A 21830-nucleotide genomic window follows, 5' to 3' on the forward strand; every position below is an offset into this window, starting at 1 on the left:
GGTGCCCCATGATTTTTGCGCTGGCGCAGGGGAACGGCTTTTCGCCATGGTTGGCTGCAACGGCGGCCACGCGCCGCGACGCCCAGAGGCAGGGAGACAGAGCGCCACCATGTCCGACTATACGCTTTACGGTCATTTCAACTCGCAGCCGGCGACCCGGATCGCCCTGTTCTTCAACATGGCCGGGATCCCCTTCACCTATCGCCACGTCGACCTGCGGACCGGTCAGCAGAAGTCGCCGGACTATCTCGCGATCAACCGGTTCGGCCGGGTCCCGACGCTGGTGCACGGCAGCGTCTCCGTCACCGAATCCCCGGTCATCCTGACCTACCTCGCGGAGAAGACCGGCCGGTTCGGCGGCCGGGACGAGTCCGAGAAGCGCCGCATCGCCGAATGGCTGAGCTGGCTCGCCGACGTGCTGCTGCCGGTGCAGCGCGCCCGCGCGCTGCGCAAGTTCAACGGCGATGCGAACGCACTGCCCTGGATCGATGCCGCGGCGGCCAGCGGGCTGGCCCAGTTCGACGAGCATCTCTCCCACCACGACCTGATCGATGGCGACCGCGTCACCATCGCCGACATCTTCGCCTTCCCCTGGATCGACCTTGCGGAGGAGGCCGCGGTCGACCTCGCCAAGTACCCGCATGTCGCGGACTGGCGCGAGCGGATGCGGACCGTCCCCGGTGTGCTGGGGCAGTATGCGCTGATGCCCCAGCACGACGTGGAGGCCTGACGGAGCCTCAGGCGGCGACCGGCAGGGCGACCGTCATGCGGAAGCCGCCGGTCGGCCGGTTGTCGGCCCGGACCCGTCCGCCGAACGCCTCGATGTTGCGGCGGACGATCCACAGGCCGATGCCGAAGTGGGTGGCGCCGGCCTGCTGGGCTGCCGCCTCCTCCTCCGGGATGCCGCGGCCGGGCTCCCGCTGCGAGAAGTAACGTTCGAAGATGCGGGGGAGATTGGCCGGGTCGACGCCCGGCCCCTCGTCCTCCACCGTCAGCTCGGCCCAGGGACCGTTGCGCGCCAGCCGGACGCTGACCGCCCCGTCGCGGGGGGAGAAGCTGACCGCATTCTCCACCACATTCTCGATGATCGTCTCCAGGATGTCCTCGCTGGCGCGGACGACCAGCCCGGACTCGATGCGCGAGCGCATGTGGAGCTGCCGTTCCGCCAGCAGGCCGGTGTAGCCGCTGGCCATGCGCTCCACCAGCCGCGACAGGTCGACCTTGCGGCGCGGCGGGGCCAGCAGGTCTGCCGCCGCCTCGTCCATCCGCCGGGTCGAGGAGACGAGCCCGTCCAGCTTGTCCACCGACTTCTCGATCATCGTCAGCGCCCGCTGGCTGCGGGTGTTGTCGGGCGGCAGGCTGCGGCGCAGCGGTTCCACCGCCTGCCGGATCACCGCGATCGGCGTCTTGAAGGCGTGGGCGTTGTCCTCGGCGGCGCGCCGCATGGCGCGGGCGCTTTCGCGCAGGGTGTCGACCAGCCGGTCGAAATCCTCCGCCACGCCGGCCAGTTCGGGAACCGTGTTGCGCTTGGCGAAGGAGCGGTTTCCGTCGCCGTCACCGTCGCCGCCGACGATTTCGCGGGCAAGCTCGCCGAAGCGGCGCAGGTTGCGCCAGACGCCGGCCAGGACCGCGAGCACCAGGGCCGCCATGCCGACATAGACCATCGCCGCGGCCTGCACCGCCGGCGTGCGCCAGTACGGCCGGCCAAGCGCCGATTCCAGATAGCCGGCGGTGGTATGGCTGGTGATCAGCGCCCAGCAGCCGAAGGCCGTGTTGATCGGAGTGACGGAGGTGACGAGCTCCTCGCCGCCCTCGTCCTCGTCCGAGCTTGCCCGCGGCACGCGCAGCGCCAGCGGCGCATTGCCGGCGCAGGAGCCGCCGAGGCGCGACAGAACCCCCTGCTCCAGAAGCTGGCGCCGCTCGGCATCCAGGACGTCGTTCGGCACGGCCGGGGCGGAGGCGACGTAGAAGAAGCCCTCGCCCCCCGTCATGTTGCGCGGTCGGACCAGCAGCTTCAGCCGGGTCCGGCCGTCGGCGAAGCGGGCCAGCTCCTTGCCCAGCCCCGGCAGGGCCGAGCGGTCCGCCGTCGCCAGATCGGGCTCCAGCGCGCGGGCGATCAGCTCACCCTGGCGCTGCGCGCCTTGCAGCAGCAGCACCTGGGTGGCCTCGTCCGCGCGGCGGAACTGGTCGTAGAGAAGGACGGGAACCGTCAGGAAGACGATGGACAGCAGCGCCAGCCGGCTTGCCAGGGAGCGCCACAGCCACCGTAAGCGATGCTCAGTCGGCAGCCGCAACGTCGTCGTCCATCATGTCGGCATCACCGGCGCGGCTCATGTCCTCGCCGTTCCCCGTCCGCTCACCGGCGCCGCAGCCCCAGCGGTATCCGAAGCCCGGGTAGTTCTCGATGCAGTCGAACTCGGCGTCGACCGCCCGGAACTTCTGGCGGATGCGCTTGATGAAGGCGCGGACGTTGGCACGGTAGCCCGACGGGCCATAGCCGGCGACGAAGCCCTTGCCATGGACGAGGTCGTAGATTTCGCGATAGGAGACATCCTCCTCCGGACGGGTCGCCATCAGCTTCACGATGTTGAATTCGGTCAGCGTCAGGTCGATCCGCTTGCCGGACCACAGCGCCCGGCTGTTCTCCAGGCGGAGCTCCAGATCGCCCAGCGTGTAGGTGTTCTGGGCGGAAGAGGCATCGGTCTCCTCGTTGGCACCCTTGGTACCGTCGAGGATCAGGCGCATGCGCTTCAGCAGGATCGACAGGCTGCGCGACTTCTCGACGAAGTCCAGCGCGCCGCCGGCGAGCGCCGCCTCTTCATAAATCTGGTCGGACAGAACGGTCAGGAAGATCACCGGCACCTCGATGCCGCGCGCCCGCATCTGCCGCAGGACGTCGATGCCGTCCATCTTCGGCATGCGCCAGTCCAGCAGGACGATATCCACCGCTCCGCCTTCGGCGAAGAAGTTCAGCGCGGGTTCGCCGCGGTCGAAGGTCACGACCTCATAGCCCTCGTCCGCCAGATTCAGGCTGAGGGATTCGCGGAACAGGTCGTCGTCGTCGACCAGGGCGATGCGGGCAATGGTGGACTCAGTCATTGCGGACATTCCCGGCTTGGGCGACAAGTTGGGCGAAGCATCGGTTGTCGTGATCAGGGACATTTTGGCTGCTCTTCATATCGTAGGAGAGGGCTCGGAAGTCCTGGGTGGACGTCATGTCCATGAAGAAGAAGACCTTGAGCGTGCAGTCGCCCTTGGTATAGCGCCACACCTTGGCGGGTGGAGCCTCTTCCGTCGAGGCGGGGATTCCGAGAAGGCGGCGGGTTTGGCTCTGATCGAGACCGACCAGGGTGTTGGGGTCGAGTTTGGGAGGCGGGCTGGCAGGCACCACATCCGGCGGGATCGCTCCGGCGACCGGCTGGGCCGTGGTTGCGGCTGCGACCGCCGTTCCATCATACGAGGTGGTGCCGGTCCCGGTGCCTTCGGGTACCGTGGCCATCTGCGCCTGGTCGGACGCGGGCGGCGGGATCGGCTTCACCTTCGGCTTCGGACGGACGGCCTTGGCGACCTTGGCCGGAGACGGCGCGGCCGTGGTCGGCAACCCTTCGACGGGAGTGACCGTGGTGCTGGGGCACCCGGCCAGCAGAAGCATGCCCAGCATCAGACCCGCACGCGCGATCCGGTTCTTCCGTCCGACGCGTGCCCCAGCCATTTCGCGGATGACCCCCGTCGTGGTCATGGTCGGGCCTTTCAAGCAATGTGGTTGAGTGAACGGTCAGTGCTTTCGGGCGAACCGCCGCCACATCCCGCTTCCGGTGACCCCAAACTCAGTCCAGTCTGGTTAATGCCCCGTTAAACTCACACAAGCTACCCCCTTTTTGCCAAACTGGTTCAAAAATTTGTTTATGATTGTGATGATTTCGCGCGAAATCCCAATGACTTGTCTGGCCCTGTTCACCCAAGGGATGGCGCGACATCAACTGGAGTTTCGTACGCGGAAAAGGCAATGCGAATGTCACGTGCATTCGTGATCGCGGGGAACCGCCCCTGCGGGAAGGGAACGGGGATAGATCCTGGGGCCACGAGGGTTCACAAGGGTCCACAAAAACAATCGGCGGCGGAGCCACCCGGGTCTGGCTCCGCCGCCGTTCAGCCGGACGGGCAACCTCTTCATCTTGCATCGACCGGCATGACAGCCGTCGAGTAAGCGGTGCCGCTATAAGTCCAGCCGTTAATCCGATCAACCGTCAGGATGGTCGGCGATGTAAGGCAAATGCGTTTTCAGCATTACGTCTCACACCACAAAAAGTAATACTGGCCGCGGCTTTCGTCAAGACTGGACCGTCGACAAAATCGAAGCTGGGGTTCCGTTCGGCTTAAGCCGGCGTGGCGGCGGCTCCCTCTCCCGACACGAACCGGCTGCTTCAGGCCAGCATGTTGACGACAACGGTCCCGGGATCGCCGCCGGTGTCCGCAGCACTTCCTGCGGCCCCCATCCCGTCGAATGCCACCTCCCCGCCCGCATCGTTGCCACCGGGCGCCGCCAACAGGGCCTCGGCCGAAAGGCTCGAGCCGAACGCAGCCTGCCGCAGCCCGTCGACCGACTTCTGCGCCTCCTCCAGAACCTTGTCGTAACCCTTGAACGCCTCCCGCCTCGCCTTGCGCCGCTCCTCCAGTTCATCGAGCATGTTGGCGGCCTTGGCTTCGCCGATGACGGTACGGGCGGTGCCGAGCACGGCCTCGACGCGGCGGGCGAAGCCGTCGGCCTCGCGGAAGCGGGACAGCTTCATGTCGTTGTCGGCGATCAACTGCTGCATCAGCGCGCGCCGGTCATGCCGGCCCGCCCCGCTGAGCCCGCCGGTTCCGAGGTGGGACAGGACGCCGTTCACCAGCTCGGCCAGGTCTTCCGGCAGGAGACCGGCCCCGTCGCCGTCCGCCGCCGCATCTGCTTCCGCATCCGCCGCCGCCCGGTCCGCATCGGCGGAGACGGCGTCGGCCGAGGCCGCTCCGGCCGGGATCGCGTCCGCCGACGCATCGCCGGCAGCCGCAAGGACACCGGCTGCGGGCGTGCTGCCGGAGGTGACGGTCAGCGACAGCGCGACCTCCGTCTGGCGCACGGTCAGGGAGGTGGTGGTGGTCGTGCGGGTGATCTCGGTCGAGCCGGGAGCCCAGGCTCCGCCGGGCAGGCCCATTTCGGCCGCGTTGGCGATGCCGGTCCCGTAGTCCTTCGCGGCCCTCCCCGCCTCGCGGGCCAGCATGGCCGCCTCCCGCGCGAGCTGGGCGAGCTTCTCGCGATCGCCATGGGCGAAGCGCATGGCGAGCTTCAACTCCTCGATCTTGCGCTCCACCTCCTCCAGCCGCTGCTCGGCGGCGGCCTTGGGCCCGCCGACCCGCCTCGCCTCCTCCATCGCGGTCAGGGCGGCGGCATGGTCGCGCATCTGGTCCGGAGACAGCGAGAACCCGGCCGCCTGCGCCCGGTCCGCCTTGCGGGAAAGCTGGCTCCGGGCAGTCGTGCCCTCCAGTTCCTTCTCCCACGGCTTCCTGGCCTGCTGCAGGCGGAACAGGCCCGATTGGCCGTCCGCCACCACTCCGAACATTCCGCTCATCGACCAGCCCCCATCCCCGTATCCGCCCTACCGGCCAGGACAGCCCGCGACTGCACGGCAAAGTTTAGCACGTCCGTGGCGACTGTCCATTTCCGCCGCAGCCCCGTCGCCTGTTCTTCGGCGGCTGCGGCAACTGCGCGTTGCCGATCCGTGGCGGCATTCCCATCGCGGAACCGTGGGGCTGCCTCGCTGTTTCCCTTGACGATATCGGACGCCGCCACGCGCGGCGAAGTGCCGCTCGCCGCGGAACAGACAAATCCCGAGGAGGAAAGCAGATGGCAGACCGCGAAACGTCGGGCACCGGCGGACCGAACCGCAAGACGGCGGAGGCGACCGGCCGGTCCCAGGACGGCAACAAGACCGAGAACACCTCCCGCGCCTCCGGCCAGACCGGCGACCGGACCGGCGATGGCGGCGTCGGCGGCACGCTCGGCCGCATGGGCAGCGAGGCGGCCGACCACGCCATGGACGTCGGGCGGGAGACGCTGGGCGGCGCGCAGGGCCGCATCCGCGGGCTGCTGGAACAGCAGACCGGCCGCGCCGCCGACCAGCTCGGCAGCGTCGCCGCCGCCCTGCACAAGGCGGCCGACGAGTTGAACCGCGAGAACAGCGTCGCCGCCCAGTACGCCGTCCAGGCCGCCGAGCGGGTGGACGACATGGCGGACATGCTGCGCAACGCCACCATGGACGACATGCTCCATCGGGTGGAGGGCTTTGCCCGCCGCCAGCCCGAGATGTTCCTCGGCGCCGCCTTCGCGGTCGGCTTCCTGGCCGCGCGCTTCATCAAGAGCTCCGGCGAGCAGGCCCGCTACGGCAGCCAGCGCGCCGGTTACGGCACCGTGAGCGGCGGCAGCCAGGACTATGGCCGCGGATACGCCCGCAGCAGCGGCTTCTCCGGCACTCCGAGCCGTGCCATGGCCGGCGGCATCGCCGAATCCGGCACCACGCCGCGCCGATCCGGCACCACGGCGGGCGGGGGCATGACCGGTGGGGTCGGCCAAACCGCCGGAGCGCCCGGCGGCCAGACGAGGTCGGGCGGCATCAGCGGGACCATGCGCCCGGCGACCGGCATGCCGTTGCGCGCCGCCCCCACCGCATCCGATACCCCGGCCCGCACGCTGGGCAGCGCCCCGACCGCCGGCGGCAGCGCCTCCGGGGTCGGCAGCACCACCGGCCCCGGAGGCCCGACCGGCACCGCCGGGGCCGGCACCAGCGGCCTGCCTCAGAACACCGCGACCGCGGCGACCACGGCCGCCCGCACCCGCGATGCCGCCGACATGATCGCCAACACCGGCAACGGCCCGTCGGCCAAGCCGGCGGCAACCGGCGCCCCGGCCGGCGGCACCTCCGACGCCGACCGGCCGGCGGTGGGCACCAAGCCGCAGGGGACGCTCCCATGAGTGCCGCCGAAGACCGCGACTATGACCCGCGGCAGGACAGGCCGATCACCGGCCTGTTCGCCGACCTCGCGCGGGAGACCACCAACCTCGCCCGCGCCGAGATCGAACTCGCCAAGTCGGAGCTGACGGAAAAGGCGACGGAGGCGGCGGGCGGCGTCGCCTATATCGCGGCCGGCGGGTTCATCGCCTTCGCCGGCATCCTGGTGCTGCTGGCGGCGGCGGTTCTGGGCTTGTCCAACGTCGTGGCGCCCTGGCTCGCCGCGGTGATCGTCGGCGTGGTGGTGCTCGCCATCGGCGGCATCCTCGCCATGATGGGCAAGAACCGGCTGAAGCCGCAGAACCTGCAGCCGAACCGGACCATCGGGACGCTGCGCGACGACAAGCGCTGGGCCAAGTCCCAGCTCGCCCGGTGACGGCGCCATGGCCGGCCAGGACAACACCGACAAGGACGGGACACCCCCCTACGACGCGCTGGAGCGGGAGATCCGCGACAGCCGGGCGCGCATCGACGGCACCGTCGGCGCACTCCGGCAGCGCTTCGCGCAGTTCTCCCCCAGCCATCTCATGGAGCACACGATGAACCGCAAGCACGACGCGTCGGGTTCTCGGAGCCACGACAACGACCTCGGCTACGATCCGGATGTCTACACCACCTCGGGCAGGACCCCGATGACCTCCGGCCGATCCTCCGGCTCTTCGATGATGGAGGTGGTCCGCAGCAACCCGATCCCGCTCGCCATGGTGGGAATCGGGCTCGGCTGGCTGGCGCTGTCGGGCACCGGCTATGACCGGCGCATCGCCCACAGCAGCACCATGCACCGTATGCGCGACCGCGCGGGCGATGCCGCCCACCACGCCCGCGAGACCTTCTACGGTGCGGCCGAGAGCGTGCGGCATACCGCCGGCAGCGCCTATGACCGGGCGGCCGGCATGGTCGGCGGCGGCCACCACGACGACGATGCCGGTCACCACATGTCGGCCGGCCAGATACCGGGCAGCCAGATGTCAGGGGGCCAGATGTCGGGGGGCGGGCGCAGCCAGTCCTCCGCCGGGGGCGGCCTGTCGCGCATGCAGCACTCGACCGGGCGCTGGGTCGGCAGCATGTCGGGCGGGTTCTGGGACATGGTGGATGACCACCCGCTGGTCGCCGGCGTGATGGGGGTGGCGCTGGGCGCCGCCGTCGCCGCCAGCCTGCCCTCCACCCGCTATGAGAACCGCTGGGTCGGCGATTATGCCGACCAGGCGACGGAACGCGCGAAGGAAGCGGCGATGGAGGCTCTCGACCGCGGCACCCGCGTGGCCCAGGCCGCCGTGTCCACCGCCAGGGAGGAAATGAGCGACGCCGTCGCCGCCGTCGGCGAAGCGGCCCGGGAAGAGGCGAACAAGCCCGGCTGAGCAGCCGGGCGGCGCTTCCTCCCCGGTTGATCTCCCCGGCTTCATGTCGAGGCCACTCGCGACCCCGCTCCAGCCCGGCGCGGGGTCGTTCCTTTTGTACACATACTGCGTCGCAAAGCCGCAGAGCGCCGCCCAAACGCCGGGTCTACGATATCCGAGCAAAAACCGGGGGGAAGCGGCTACGGTTTCGCTTGACAAATTCCCGGCGGCGCCCACGTAATCAGTACCAATTTGGTCCTGTATCGCGATCACCCATCGGGCCCGTCATGATCCGGCTTAGCAAGCTGACCGACTACGCCATCGTCGTCCTGAGCGAGATGGCCCGTCACACCGGCACGGTCCACACCGTGACCGTTCTGGCCGACCGCACCGGCGTGCCCGCCCCCACCGTCGCCAAGCTGATGAAGATGCTGACCCCGGCAGGGCTTACCACCTCCCACCGGGGGGCTTCGGGTGGTTATGCGATAAGCCGCACCGCCGATGCAATATCGATCGCGGAAATCATCACCGCTTTGGACGGCCCCATCGCGCTGACCGCCTGCGTGGACGGTGCGGAAAGCCAGTGCGGCGTGGAGCGGCTCTGCCCGATGCGCGGCGGCTGGGAGAAGGTGAACACCGCGATCCGCGGCGCCCTGGAACAGGTGACGCTCGCCGACATGATGACGCCCGTGAAGGGCCTGCCGTTCGCACCGGCGCCGGAACCGGCCGCCGTGCGTCCGGTGGTTTAACCGATTTTCTGAGGGACGAGGTACAGCATGGCCGCCCAGCCGGAAACCATCGATCAGGTCCGCGCCGTCACCGAGCAGAAGTACAAGTACGGCTTCACGACGGACATCGACGCCGAACTGGCGCCGAAAGGCCTGAACGAGGATATCATCCGCTTCATCTCCGCCAAGAAGGAGGAGCCGGAATGGCTTCTCGAATGGCGGCTGCGGGCGTTCCAGGCCTGGCAGTCGATGGAGGAGCCCCACTGGGCCAAGCTGGACTATCCGCCCATCGACTACCAGGATGCACACTACTACGCCGCCCCGAAGATGAAGGAGCGGCCGAAGTCGCTCGACGAGGTTGATCCGGAACTGCTGAAGACCTACGAGAAGCTGGGCATTCCCCTGCGCGAGCAGGAGATCCTGGCCGGCGTCGAAGGGTCGGAAGGGAAGAGCCCGGCCATCGCGGTGGACGCGGTGTTCGACAGCGTTTCCGTCGCCACCACCTTCAAGGCGAAGCTGGAGGAGATGGGGATCATCTTCTGCTCGATCTCGGAGGCGGTGCACAAGTGCCCGGAACTGGTCCAGAAGTATCTGGGCTCCGTCGTCCCCTACACCGACAACTTCTTCGCGACGCTGAACTCGGCGGTCTTCACTGACGGCAGCTTCGTCTACGTGCCGAAGGGCGTCCGCTGCCCGATGGAGCTGTCGACCTACTTCCGCATCAACCAGGCGAACACCGGCCAGTTCGAGCGGACGCTGATCATCGCCGACGAGGGCGCCTACGTCAGCTACCTGGAGGGCTGCACGGCCCCCAAGCGCGACGAGAACCAGCTTCACGCCGCGGTGGTCGAGCTGGTCGCCCTGGACGACGCGACGATCAAGTACTCGACGGTGCAGAACTGGTATCCGGGCAACGAGGACGGCGTCGGCGGCATCTACAACTTCGTGACGAAGCGCGGTGCCTGCCGCGGCCGCAACTCCAAGATCTCCTGGACGCAGGTGGAGACCGGCTCCGCCATCACCTGGAAGTATCCGAGCTGCATCCTGCAGGGCGACAATTCGGTTGGGGAGTTCTACTCGGTCGCCATCACCAACAATCATCAGCAGGCCGACACCGGCACCAAGATGATCCACATTGGCAAGAACACCCGCTCGACGATTGTTTCGAAAGGAATTTCCGCCGGCAAGGCGCAGCAGACCTACCGCGGGCTGGTCAAGATCCTGCCGAAGGCGGAGGGGGCGCGCAACTACACGCAGTGCGACAGTCTGCTGATCGGCGACAAGTGCGGCGCCCATACGGTGCCCTACATCGAAAGCCGCAACCGCAGCGCCCGCGTCGAGCACGAGGCGACCACGGCCAAGATCAGCGAGGACCAGCTCTTCTACTGCCGCCAGCGCGGCCTGTCGGCGGAGGACGCGGTGTCGCTGATCGTCAACGGCTTCTGCAAGGAGGTCCTGAAGGAGCTCCCCATGGAGTTCGCCGTGGAGGCGCAGAAGCTGGTCGGCATCAGCCTCGAGGGAAGCGTGGGGTAATGGCGGGCGCGGCACGCGACGTCAGCCGCTGTGGATGAATAGGACGGACGACACGATGATCGAAATCAAGAACCTGCACGCCACGGTGGACGGCAAGGAGATCCTCAAGGGCATCGACCTGACGATCGGGCCGGGCGAGGTGCACGCCATCATGGGGCCGAACGGCTCGGGCAAGAGCACGCTCTCCTACGTCCTGGCCGGCCGCGAGGGCTACGAGGTCACCGAGGGCTCCGTCACCTTCTTCGGCAAGGACCTGCTGGCGATGGAGCCGGAGGAGCGGGCCGCCGAGGGCGTCTTCCTCGCCTTCCAGTATCCGGTCGAGATTCCCGGCGTCGCCAACACCACCTTCCTGAAGTCCGCGATCAACGCCGTGCGCAGGTATCGCGGCGAAAAGGAGCTCGACGCCATGCAGTTCCTGAAGCTGCTGCGCGAGAAGACCAAGTCGCTGAACATGACCGACGAGATGCTGAAGCGCGCGGTCAACGTCGGCTTCTCCGGCGGCGAGAAGAAGCGCAACGAGACGTTGCAGATGGCCGTGCTGGAACCGCGGTTCGCCATCCTCGACGAGACCGACAGCGGCCTCGACATCGACGCGCTGCGCATCGTCGCCGAGGGCGTCAACGCCCTGCGGTCGCCGGAGCGCTCCATGCTGGTCATCACCCACTACCAGCGCCTGCTCGACTACATCGTGCCCGACCATGTCCATGTGCTGGCCCACGGCCGCATCCAGCGCTCCGGCGGCAAGGAGCTGGCGCTGGAGCTGGAGAAGAACGGCTACCGGGACTTCGGCGTGAACGAGGCCGCGTAACGCCATGGCGACGACCTATTCCTCCCGTGGCGCCGATCCGGCGACCGCCGTCCCCTTCCTCGAGCAATTCGACCGCGTGCGCGGCGAGCTGCCCGGCGCCGCTCTGACCTGGATGCGGGATCTGCGCGAGCAGGGACGCGCCCGCTTTGCGGAGCTGGGCCTGCCGACTGTCCGGAACGAGGCCTGGAAATACACCAACCTCCGCCCGCTGGATAAGCTGCGCTTCGTCGCCGCGTCGGAAGCCCCGGCATCGGTCGGCATCGACTGGCTGCCGACCGTCCGCACGGACGGGAGCGCCGGCCCGCGCCTCGTCTTCGTCGACGGCCGCTTCCGGGCGGAGCTGTCCTCCACGGCCGGGCTGCCGGCCGGCGTTGAGCTGCTGAGCCTCGCCGCCGCCTTCGCCAGCCATGCTGATCTGGTCGGCGAGCATCTCGGCCGGCTGGCCGCGGCCGACGACCTGCCTCTGGTGGCGTTCAACACCGCCTTCCTGGCGGATGGCGCCGTGCTGCGCGTGGCGCGCGGCGTGTCGGTGGAACAGCCGGTCGAACTGGTCTTCGTCTCCGCCGGGGACGAGGCGCAGCCGACCTCCTTCCATCCCCGAACGCTGATCGTCGCGGAGCCCCGCTCGCGCATCACCGTGGTCGAGCAGCACGTCGGCCTCGGAGCGGCGACGACGCTGGTCAACCATGTGGCGGAGGTCTTCGTCGGCGAGGGCGCCACGGTCCGCCACTACAAGGCCCAGCGCGAAGGGCTGTCGGCCTTCCACCTGTCGCATACCGCGGCCACGGTGGCGACGGACGCCGTCTACGACAACTTCATCCTGACCACCGGGGCGAGGCTGTCGCGCAACGAAGTGACCAGCGTGCTGGCCGGCACCAACGCCCGCACCCATGTCAGCGGCGGCTACATGGTGCGCGGCGGCCAGCATGTCGACACCACCACCTTCATCGACCATGCGCAGCCCAACGGCACCAGCCGCGAGGTCTACAAGGGCACCATCGACGACACCGCCCGCGCCGTGTTCCAGGGCCGCATCGTGGTCCGCCCGGGCGCCCAGAAGACGGACGGCCATCAGCTCAACCGCGCCCTCCTGCTGTCCGACACGGCGGAGATCGACGCCAAGCCCGAGCTGGAAATCTATGCCGACGACGTGAAGTGCAGCCACGGCTGCACCGCCGGCGAGCTGGACGACCAGGCCATGTTCTACCTGCGGTCCCGCGGCATCCCCCAGGATGAGGCGCGCGGCCTTCTGATCGGTGCCTTCCTGGCGGAATCGCTGGAGGAGATCGCCGAGGATCCGATCCGCGAGGCTTTCCAGGCCATCGTGGCAAACTGGCTGGAGAAGCGCTGAAATGCCGGACTCCGTCGCAACGACCGATCTTGCCTACGATGTGGAGCGCGTGCGCGCGGACTTCCCCATCCTGTCGCGCACCGTGCACGACCGGAAGGGCAAGCCCGGCAAGCCGCTGGTCTATCTGGACAGCGCCGCCTCGGCCCAGAAGCCGCGGCAGGTGATCCAGGCGATCAGCCGCTTCCTGGAGGAGGACTACGCCAACATCCATCGCGGCGTCCATTTCCTCTCCCAGACCGCCACCGACCAGTTCGAGGCCGGGCGGGCGAAGGTCGCGACGTTCCTGAACGCACCGTCGGAACGCTCGATCGTCTTCACCCGCAGCGCGACGGAGGCCATCAACCTCGTGGCCGCCAGCTACGGCCGGACCTTCCTGTCGGAAGGCGACGAGGTGATCCTGTCGGTCATGGAGCACCACGCCAACATCGTCCCCTGGCAGCTCCTGCAGGCCGAGAAGAAGATCGTCCTGAAGGTCGTTCCGGTGGACGACGACGGCGTGCTGGACCTCGACGCCTACAGGGACCTGCTGTCAGAGCGCACGAAGCTGGTGGCGATAACCCACTGCTCGAACGTGCTGGGCACCGTCACGCCGGCCAGGGTGATCGCCGCCCTGGCGCACGAGCGGGGCATCCCGGTGCTGTTCGACGGCAGCCAGGCCGTGGTCCATGGGCCGGTTGACGTGCAGGACATCGATGCCGATTTCTATGTCTTCACGGCGCACAAGCTCTATGGGCCGACCGGTCTCGGCGTCCTTTACGGCAAGTACGACCTGCTGAAGACGATGCCGCCCTACCAGGGCGGCGGCGACATGATCGAGTCCGTCAGCTTCGCCGGCACCACCTTCAAGGCCCCGCCCTCGCGCTTCGAGGCCGGCACCCCGCCGATCACCGAAGTGATCGCGCTGGCCGCCGCCATCGACTATGTCGAGAGCATCGGACGCGAGGCGATCGCCGCCCACGAGCACGATCTGCTGCAGTATGCGACGCAGCAGCTGTCGCAGGTCGACGGGCTGCGGATCATCGGGACCGCTCCCGGCAAGGGTCCGATCGTCTCCTTCGCGCTCGACGGCGTGCATCCGCACGACGTCGGGACCATCGTTGACCAGTATGGGGTGGCCGTGCGCGTCGGCCGCCACTGTGCGGAGCCGCTGGCCGACCGGTTCGAGGTCGGTCCGACGATCCGTGCCTCCTTCGCGCTGTACAACACCCGGGCCGAGGTCGATGCGCTCGTCGCCTCGGTCCTCGCGGTCAAGGAGTTCTTCGGAGCATGATGGACGATCTGCGTGAGCTGTATCAGGAAGTCATCCTGGACCACGGCAAGAATCCCCGCAACTTCCGCCACCCGGACGACGCCAACCGCGAGGCCAAGGGCGAGAACCCGATGTGCGGCGACCGCTTCATGGTCTACCTGAAGCTGAAGGACGGGGTGATCGAGGACGTGGCCTTCCAGGGCCGCGGCTGCGCCATCTCCACCGCCAGCGCGTCGATGATGACCGAGGTTGTGCAGGGCAAGACGGCGGAGCAGGCCAAGGCCCTGTTCGAGACCTTCCACGACCTGTGCACCAAGGACGACCACGAGCACTGCGACCATGGCCCGGTCGACGAGGAGGCCATGGAGAAGCTGATGGTGATGTCCGGCGTTCGCCAGTTTCCCGTGCGGGTGAAGTGCGCGACGCTCGCCTGGCACGCGCTGAACGCGGCCATCGACGGCGAGGACAAGGTGTCCAGCGAGGACCGGGATTAGGGGTGACGACGATGCCCGACGATACCATGACGAACGAGCCTCAGTCCGCTCCAGCGGCCAGCTCCCCCACCGCGGCCGCCACGACGCCGCCGGAGGGATTCGACCCGCGCAACGAGCTGATGGACCGCGTCGTGGCGGCGCTGAAGACCTGCTACGATCCGGAGATCCCGGTGGATATCTGGGAACTCGGCCTGATCTACCGTGTGGACATCGATCCCGACTACAATGTCGAGATCGACATGACCCTGACCAGCCCGATGTGCCCGGTGGCCGGCGAACTGCCGCTCCAGGTGCAGGAGGCCGTCCGCTCGCTGGACGACGTCAAGGATTGCAAGGTCGAGCTGGTCTGGGACCCGCCATGGCGCCAGGACATGATGTCCGAAGTCGCCCGCGTCGCGCTCGACATGTTCTGAACAGTAAAGAAGGGAGCATGACGATCATGGCCCGCACCCTGCCCAAGGCGATCACCATCACCGACGCCGCCGCCGAACGCGTCAAGGCCCTGATGTCCAAGGCGCCGGACGAGATCATCGGCCTGCGCATCGGCGTCAAGGCGCGCGGCTGCTCCGGCCTCAGCTACGACGTGCAGTACGCCAAGGAGAAGATGAAGTTCGACGAGGTGGTGGAGGACAAGGGCGTCACCATCCTGATCGACCCCTCCGCCGTCATGTTCCTGATCGGCAGCGAGATGGACTATGTGGACGACAAGTTCCACGCCGGCTTCGTCTTCAACAATCCGAACGAGAAGGGCCGCTGCGGCTGCGGCGAGAGCTTCCACGTTTGATGATGGATCGACGCCGATAAGAAAAAGAGCCGGGGAGTTCCCCGGCTCTTTTCGTTTCGGGCCTTGCCTCCCGGATCAGGCGGCGCGGATCTTCGACAGGAAGCTCGTCACCACGTCGCGCAGCCGGGTGGATTCGTCGGCGAGCTGGCCGGAGACGGTCAGCACCTGCCCGGCGGACTCGCTGGCTTCCGATGCGGCCTGACGGACGCCGTCGATGTTCGACGTCACCTGCTGCGTGCCGCTGGCCGCCTGCTGGACATTGCGGGCGATCTCCAGCGTCGCGGCGTTCTGTTCCTCCACCGCAGCGGCAATGGTGGTGGCGATGTCGTTGATCTGGCCGATGATGCTGCCGACCCCCTTGATCACCGTCGTCGTCTCGTTGGTCACGCGCTGCATGTCGTTGACCTGGCCGGCGATCTCCTCGGTGGCCTTGGCGGTCTGGTTGGCGAGGTTCTTGACCTCGCCGGCGACCACGGCGAAGCCCTTGCCCGCCTCGCCGGCGCGGGCCGCCTCGATCGTGGCGTTCAGCGCCAGCAGGTTGGTCTGGGCGGCGATCGACTGGATGAGCTGCACGACCGTGCCGATCTTCATCGCGGCCTCGTTCAGGCCCATCACCTGTCCGTTCGCCTGCTGAGCCGCGCTGACGGCCTCGCGGGCGATGTCGGCGGACCGGTTGACCTGCTGACCGATCTCGCGGATCGATCCGGACAGCTCCTCGGTCGCGGCGGCGACGGTCTGGACGTTCACGTTGGCCTCTTCCGACGCCGACGCGACGACGGTGGCCTGCTGGCTTGTCTGGTGTGCGGTGCTGGTCATGCTCTGGGCCGTCGTGCTCATGGCGCGGGCGGCACCGTCCACCCCCTCCACGACGCTCATCACGCGGGCCTCCAGGTCGTCGGCGAGTTGCAGCATGGCGGTCCGCCGCTCCTCCTCCGCCCGCTTCTGGTCCTCGGCCCGCTGCGCGTTCATCCGCACGAGGTCGGCCAGCATCTTGCGCAGCGCATCGGCCAGAAGCCCCACCTCGTCCACCTGCTTGACCTCCAGCGTCTGGTCGAAGCGGCCGGCGGCGATTCCCTCGGCGAAGCCGACGCAGGCGCGGATCGGGCGGGCGACGCCGCCGGCCATCACCCACATCACGCCGACCGCGGCGACCGCCACCAGCAGGGCGATGGCGACCTGCCACAGCACGCTCGAATTCGCCCGGTCGTTCAGCGCGGCGTCGAGCGTGACGCTGTCGGCCAGAACCACACTCTGCGGAACCTGGATCAGCACCGCCCACGGCTTGCCGGTATGGCCGAGCTGGATCGGGGCGAAGGTGCGCAGCATCATGGAGCCGGCGTCCATCTCGACCTTCGGCTGGCCGGAACGGACCACGGCAAGGTCCCGTTCCCAGCCGCTGTTGATCTTCGACAGGGATTGGCCGATCAGTTCCGGCTTCGTGCTGTGCGCGACGATCAGGCCCATGTTGGACACGATCACCACTTCGTTGCGGCCATCGAAGATCGACTTGCTGACCTGGGTCGTCAGCTTCTGGACGAAGTCCAGGTTGAAGTCGGCGCCGGCCACGCCGTAGAACTTGCCGTCCAACTTGATCGGTACGGAGAGGGTGGCGAGGAAGACCTGCTTGCCCTGCACGATGTAGGGCAGCGGGTCGAGCACGCTTTCCTTGCCGTTTTCCTTGGGACCGATGTACCAGCCGCCCTTCATGACGCCGTTGGGGTGCAGGTCGCGGCTGTCGTACTCGACGAGCGGCTGCATGGCGATGCGGCCATTCTGGTCGCGGTTCCAGTAGGGAATGAAGCGGCCGGTGGCGTCGGTGCCTGTTTCACGCTTGTTGCGGAATTGCTCGTCCCGCCCGTCGAGCGCATCCGGCTCCCACGCGCTGTAGGTACCGTTGAACAGTTCGTTGTTCTTCAGCACGTTCAGCAGCATCCCGTTCAGCGCTTCGCGGCGCTGATCCACTGGAACGGCCCCGGGGTTCTTGGGATCGATCATGGTCGCGAAGCTGTGCGCCATGGTCCGGGCGGCGTTGAGCGCCGTTTCGAACTCCGAGCGGACCAGGCCCGCCTGGGTGGAAGCCAGGTTCTGAATGGCTTCCTTCGTCTTCTTCTCCAGAATGTCGGAGACGTTCTGGCCGACGAACTCGTTCGTCGCGTTGGTCGAGGCAATGCCAAACCCGACCAGGACGGCGATCGTGCCCGCGACGCAAAGCCCCGCAAGGGACGCAATTTTGACCTGTAGCGATTTGATTTGCATTCCTGGCACTCCCTTCGCGCCACGCAGTCGCTTCTTGATTCTGCGGACCCATCGGTAAAACGGATGGCTGGGCGGTGAAACACCCCGATCCGGACACCCTTCAATTCCGTATAGAGCGTATATATTAACGAGTAGTGACCAGTTGATCCGGAAAACTCGCCGCGATCTTTCGACCGTTGTGCTTTCAAATCCGTAGCGTGATATTTTGTTACCTTGAGGAATTGCATAATTTCTCTCGCGGTCCCCAACTATACAAACCGGAGATGACCAATCAATCATACTGCCGTATGTCAGCATTCCCGAACCGGAGAAATGCGACAACTTGCATCAGCCAGACGGCGTGTCGCCATTCCAACCATGAAATCCGGCCGGATCACGAGCTGTGGTTCATTATGAGATTGCTTACCGCATCCTGAGGTTTTGCCGAAATGACGTGGAAGCGGATTGAAACATCCAACTCCCAACCATTCCTGCCGGCCGCCTCCGTCCGCATCCTTCAGGCCTCGGCATCGCTGCGACTTTTTGCCATAGCCGCACCTGCCGGGATGCGGGCGGGGCCCGGAGTCGATCCATATGCGCTCCGGCGCGGCCAGTACCGCCGCTACATCGACGCGGGTTGCCCGCCTGCGCGGTCCTTGCGGAAGACCACCTCGCCGTAAAGGTCGCTGTCCAGGCGGAGGTCGCCCGGTCCGAACAGAGGGGTCGCCGGCAGCAGCGCCGGGTCGACGCGCAGCACGGGGGTGAACTGTCGTGATGTCCGCGTATCGCAGATCCTGAAATTGCTGTGCATGACCGCAAGCAGTCCACCGGGCTTCAGGCAGCGGGCCAGGCTGTCAAGCAGCCGCTCGCCCTCGGCAAACCGGATCAGGTGACTGCAGGTGGTATCCGTCGCCTTCAGCCCGCCATGCCGCAGCACCGCCATGCAGAAGATCGCGTCGTAGCTCGCGTCGGCTTCGCCGTCCATGACCGTCGCCGTCCGGAAGACGAGGTCGCTCATTCCCTTCCTGCGCGCCCGACGGCGACAGGCCGCGATATTGAAGGGATTGGCGTCGATGCCGACAATCGCCGCGCTCGCAAAATAGTCGCGGAGCGAGAACACCTCCTCCCCGGAGGCGCAGCCGAAGGAGAGGATCCGGATGTCCGGGCCGTCGCCGACCGTGTCGCGGACAAACCGGAAGATTCCGGGATAGCGGTTCGGCGCGGTGGTGGCGAAGGGCTGGAAAACCCCTTCCGGCCGGAGCAGCTCGAACAATGCCTCCCGCCGTGATTGTCCGCCGCGCACGCAGCGGACGGCGAAGCGAAGCACGGGGAATCCCGGCAGAGTACGAAGCCTGTCCTTCAATCTGAACGGAGCTGCGGCCATTCCGGGTAGCGATGCAGGTTGAGCCTGACGATCGGTTCTACCTCTTTTCCGCGGAGGCCGCCAGCAGTAGCCGAAGCCTGGCCGGGCGGAACGGCTCTCCCATCCCGGCACGGGACAGATGCCCTTGTGCTTGCTACAGTTTCCGTTCGCGACTGTTTCCCGTCGTCAACCCGGAACGGACAGAGACACCCGACATGGACAAAGGCACGCCGAAGGCCATCCGCCTCCAGGACTATCGCCCGCCGGCGCATCTGATCGATACGGTCGACCTGCAGTTCGAATTGGGGGAGGAGGTCACCACCGTCCGCTCCACGCTCGGCATCCGGCGGAACCCCGACCGCCCGGACGCCGCCGGGCTTCCCCTGACGCTCGACGGGCAGCGACTGGATCTGGTGTCGGTCGCACTGGACGGCACGCCGGTCGCCCCCGACCGCTACACGGTGACCGCCGACCATCTGACGGTGGATCAGGTGCCGGAGTGCTTCTCGCTGGAGACGGTGGTCCGCATCAAGCCGCAGGAGAACACGGCGCTGGAAGGCCTCTACAAGTCCTCCGGCAACTTCTGCACCCAATGCGAGGCCGAGGGCTTCCGCAAGATCACCTACTTCATCGACCGGCCGGACGTGATGGCCCGCTACGCCACCACCATCACGGCGGAGAAGGCGCGCTATCCGGTCCTGTTGTCCAACGGCAACCTCGTCGCCTCCGGAGAGCACGAAGACGGCCGCCATTGGGCACGTTGGGAAGACCCCTTCCCCAAGCCCTGCTATCTGTTCGCCTTGGTCGCCGGCAACCTGCGCCACGCGGAGGATCATTTCCGGACGTTCTCCGGCCGCGAGGTGACGCTGCGGATCTATGTGGAGCCGGGGAACGAGGACAAGGTCGACCACGCCATGCGCTCGCTGAAGAAGTCGATGCGCTGGGACGAGGAGGTCTACGGTCTGGAATACGACCTGGACATCTTCAACATCGTCGCGGTCGGCGACTTCAACATGGGGGCGATGGAGAACAAGTCCCTCAACGTCTTCAACACCAAGTACATCCTGGCAAAGCCGGAGACCGCGACCGACAACGACTTCCTCGGCATCGAATCGGTGGTGGCGCACGAGTATTTCCACAACTGGACCGGCAACCGCGTCACCTGCCGGGACTGGTTCCAGTTGTCGCTGAAGGAAGGCCTGACCGTCTTCCGTGACCAGGAATTCTCCAGCGACATGAACTCGCGCGCGGTGAAGCGCATCGCCGACGTCCAGGGGCTGCGTACCGTGCAGTTCCAGGAGGATGCCGGCGCCATGGCGCATCCGGTGCGGCCGGACAGCTATGTGGAGATCAACAACTTCTATACCCCCACGGTCTACAACAAGGGGGCCGAGGTCATCCGGATGATCCACACCCTGCTGGGGCCGGAGGGCTTCCGCAAGGGCATGGATCTCTATTTCCAGCGCCACGACGGACAGGCGGTGACCTGCGACGACTTCGTCGCCGCCATGGCCGATGCATCGGGCGTCGACCTCTCGCAGTTCCAGCTCTGGTACCGGCAGGCCGGCACGCCGGACCTGTCCGTCGCCACCGCCTATGACGAGGCGGCCAGGACCTATCGCCTGACCATCCGGCAGACCGTGCCCCCCACGCCGGGCCAGCCGGACAAGCAGCCGATGCACATCCCGGTGGTCGTCGGCCTGCTTGGGCCGGACGGCGCGGACCTGCCGCTGCGCCTGACGGGCGAGGCGGCGCCGGCCGGCACCAGCCGCCTGCTCCATGTCCGAAAGGCCGAGGAGGTGTTCGAGTTCGTCGACGTCCCGGCCCGCCCCGTGCCCTCGATCCTCCGCGGCTTTTCCGCCCCGGTGAAGGTGAAGGCGGACGTCTCCGACGCCGACCTCACCTTCCTGATGGCCAACGACAGCGACGCCTTCAACCGATGGGAGGCCGGCCAGATTCTGGGCGGGCGCATCCTGCTCGGCCTCGTCGCCGACCAGCAGGCCGGCCGGCTCCTGGACCTGCCGCAGAGCTATGTCGATGCGGTGGGCGCCGTGCTGAGGGACGCCGACGCGGACCCGGCCTTTGCGGCCCAGGCGCTGGTCCTGCCGACGGAGGCCTATCTCGGCACCCAGATGGACGTGGTCGACCCCGAGGCCATCCATACCGTGCGGGAGTTCGCCCGCAAGACGCTGGCGGCGCGCCTCAGGCCCGACTGGCTCGCCACCTACAGGCGGCACGCCGGCAACCAGTCCTTCTCCGTCGAGGCCGACGCCATCGGCCGCCGCGCGCTGAAGAACCTCTGCCTCGCCTATCTGATGGCGCTGGAGGACGAGGAGGCGCTGTCCCTCTGTCTCGGCCAGTATCACGGCGCCACCGCGATGACCGACGTGATCGCCAGCCTGCAGTTCCTAAGCAACAGCAACGCCCCGCAGCGCGACGAGGTGCTGGCCGGCTTCTACGAGCGCTGGAAGGGCGAACCGCTGGTCGTCGACAAGTGGTTCGGCGTGCAGGCCATGTCCTACCGCCCGGACGCGCTGGAACGGGTGACGGAGCTTCTGAAGCACCCTGCCTTCGAGATCCGGAACCCCAACAAGGTCTATGCGCTGATCGGCGGGTTCGCCAACGGGAACCCCGTCCGCTTCCACGACGCCACCGGCAGCGGCTACCGCTTCCTGGCCGACCAGGTCCTGCGGCTCGACCCCATGAACCCGCAGGTCGCGGCGCGGATGATGGGGCCCTTCTCCCGTCTGCGTCGTTATGACGCGGCACGTCAGGCGCTGATGAAGGCGCAGCTCGAGCGGATCGTCGCTACTCCGGGCCTGTCGCCGGACGTGTTCGAGGTCGCGAGCAAGAGCCTGGAGGCGGCCGGCTGACAATCGGCGCCCGCCGGGGACGCCACCCCCGT

General features: G+C 67.4%; 19 protein-coding genes. 13 read left to right on the forward strand and 6 right to left on the reverse strand.

Annotated elements, in window-relative coordinates; all coding sequences use genetic code 11:
• Nucleotides 1–109: 109 nt before the first annotated feature.
• Nucleotides 110–730 carry a glutathione S-transferase family protein gene (locus tag DEW08_RS24725; protein ID WP_109332182.1) on the forward strand — a complete coding sequence of 207 codons (621 nt, stop codon included), beginning with the start codon at nt 110–112 and terminating at the stop codon, nt 728–730.
• A 7-nt stretch (nt 731–737) separates the two neighbouring features.
• Here DEW08_RS24725 and DEW08_RS24730 read toward each other — a convergent pair whose 3' ends face one another.
• From DEW08_RS24730 to DEW08_RS31595, 4 genes are all read right to left on the reverse strand, one after another.
• Nucleotides 738–2294: a sensor histidine kinase gene (locus DEW08_RS24730; protein ID WP_109332183.1), complete on the reverse strand. Its 1557-nt coding sequence runs from the start codon at nt 2292–2294 to the stop codon at nt 738–740.
• On the reverse strand, nt 2278–3099 hold the full coding sequence (locus DEW08_RS24735) for a response regulator transcription factor (RefSeq protein WP_425429134.1): 822 nt from the start codon (nt 3097–3099) through the stop codon (nt 2278–2280). Before DEW08_RS24735 ends, DEW08_RS24730 begins: the two co-directional genes overlap by 17 nt.
• Nucleotides 3092–3739: a hypothetical protein gene (locus tag DEW08_RS24740; RefSeq protein WP_245986970.1), complete on the reverse strand. Its 648-nt coding sequence runs from the start codon at nt 3737–3739 to the stop codon at nt 3092–3094. Before DEW08_RS24740 ends, DEW08_RS24735 begins: the two co-directional genes overlap by 8 nt.
• A gap of 685 nt (nt 3740–4424) precedes the next feature.
• Nucleotides 4425–5606: a MerR family transcriptional regulator gene (locus DEW08_RS31595; protein WP_181449482.1), complete on the reverse strand. Its 1182-nt coding sequence runs from the start codon at nt 5604–5606 to the stop codon at nt 4425–4427.
• A gap of 275 nt (nt 5607–5881) precedes the next feature.
• Between DEW08_RS31595 and DEW08_RS30835 the strand changes: the two genes are divergently transcribed.
• From DEW08_RS30835 to DEW08_RS24800, 11 genes are all read left to right on the forward strand, one after another.
• Nucleotides 5882–7006 carry a hypothetical protein gene (locus DEW08_RS30835; protein WP_146214759.1) on the forward strand — a complete coding sequence of 375 codons (1125 nt, stop codon included), beginning with the start codon at nt 5882–5884 and terminating at the stop codon, nt 7004–7006.
• Nucleotides 7003–7419 (forward strand): phage holin family protein, encoded by a 417-nt coding sequence (locus tag DEW08_RS24755; RefSeq protein WP_109332186.1) that lies wholly within the window; start codon nt 7003–7005, stop codon nt 7417–7419. Before DEW08_RS30835 ends, DEW08_RS24755 begins: the two co-directional genes overlap by 4 nt.
• Before the next feature lie 7 nt (nt 7420–7426).
• Nucleotides 7427–8401, forward strand: coding sequence for a hypothetical protein (locus DEW08_RS24760; RefSeq protein ID WP_109332187.1), 975 nt, complete (start codon nt 7427–7429; stop codon nt 8399–8401).
• Nucleotides 8402–8667: 266 nt separating this feature from the next.
• Nucleotides 8668–9129 (forward strand): SUF system Fe-S cluster assembly regulator, encoded by a 462-nt coding sequence (locus tag DEW08_RS24765; protein ID WP_109332189.1) that lies wholly within the window; start codon nt 8668–8670, stop codon nt 9127–9129.
• A 27-nt stretch (nt 9130–9156) separates the two neighbouring features.
• Nucleotides 9157–10641, forward strand: coding sequence for a Fe-S cluster assembly protein SufB (gene sufB, locus DEW08_RS24770; RefSeq protein ID WP_109332190.1), 1485 nt, complete (start codon nt 9157–9159; stop codon nt 10639–10641).
• A gap of 55 nt (nt 10642–10696) precedes the next feature.
• The gene (gene sufC, locus DEW08_RS24775; RefSeq protein WP_109332191.1) at nt 10697–11449 is read left to right on the forward strand and encodes a Fe-S cluster assembly ATPase SufC; all 753 of its coding nucleotides are present in this window, start codon (nt 10697–10699) and stop codon (nt 11447–11449) included.
• A 4-nt stretch (nt 11450–11453) separates the two neighbouring features.
• Nucleotides 11454–12800: a Fe-S cluster assembly protein SufD gene (gene sufD / locus DEW08_RS24780; RefSeq protein ID WP_109332192.1), complete on the forward strand. Its 1347-nt coding sequence runs from the start codon at nt 11454–11456 to the stop codon at nt 12798–12800.
• A 1-nt stretch (nt 12801) separates the two neighbouring features.
• Complete coding sequence (locus DEW08_RS24785; RefSeq protein WP_109332194.1) at nt 12802–14070, forward strand: cysteine desulfurase; 1269 nt, start codon at nt 12802–12804, stop codon at nt 14068–14070.
• Nucleotides 14067–14543: a Fe-S cluster assembly sulfur transfer protein SufU gene (gene sufU / locus DEW08_RS24790; RefSeq protein ID WP_109332195.1), complete on the forward strand. Its 477-nt coding sequence runs from the start codon at nt 14067–14069 to the stop codon at nt 14541–14543. The genes DEW08_RS24785 and sufU overlap by 4 nt, the downstream gene beginning before the upstream one ends.
• 11 nt (nt 14544–14554) lie before the next feature.
• The gene (locus tag DEW08_RS24795; protein ID WP_109332447.1) at nt 14555–14956 is read left to right on the forward strand and encodes a DUF59 domain-containing protein; all 402 of its coding nucleotides are present in this window, start codon (nt 14555–14557) and stop codon (nt 14954–14956) included.
• A 26-nt stretch (nt 14957–14982) separates the two neighbouring features.
• Nucleotides 14983–15327, forward strand: coding sequence for a HesB/IscA family protein (locus tag DEW08_RS24800; RefSeq protein WP_109332449.1), 345 nt, complete (start codon nt 14983–14985; stop codon nt 15325–15327).
• A gap of 75 nt (nt 15328–15402) precedes the next feature.
• Here the strand turns inward: DEW08_RS24800 and DEW08_RS24805 are convergent, their stop codons facing one another.
• Nucleotides 15403–17583 (reverse strand): methyl-accepting chemotaxis protein, encoded by a 2181-nt coding sequence (locus DEW08_RS24805; RefSeq protein ID WP_109332196.1) that lies wholly within the window; start codon nt 17581–17583, stop codon nt 15403–15405.
• A 601-nt stretch (nt 17584–18184) separates the two neighbouring features.
• On the reverse strand, nt 18185–18889 hold the full coding sequence (locus tag DEW08_RS24810) for a class I SAM-dependent methyltransferase (protein WP_168220502.1): 705 nt from the start codon (nt 18887–18889) through the stop codon (nt 18185–18187).
• 251 nt (nt 18890–19140) lie between these two features.
• Between DEW08_RS24810 and pepN the strand changes: the two genes are divergently transcribed.
• Nucleotides 19141–21798, forward strand: coding sequence for an aminopeptidase N (gene pepN / locus DEW08_RS24815; protein ID WP_109332198.1), 2658 nt, complete (start codon nt 19141–19143; stop codon nt 21796–21798).
• The last annotated feature ends 32 nt before the right edge of the window (nt 21799–21830 follow it).

The sequence above is a fragment of the Azospirillum thermophilum genome (genome assembly GCF_003130795.1).
GTDB classification, from domain to species: domain Bacteria; phylum Pseudomonadota; class Alphaproteobacteria; order Azospirillales; family Azospirillaceae; genus Azospirillum; species Azospirillum thermophilum.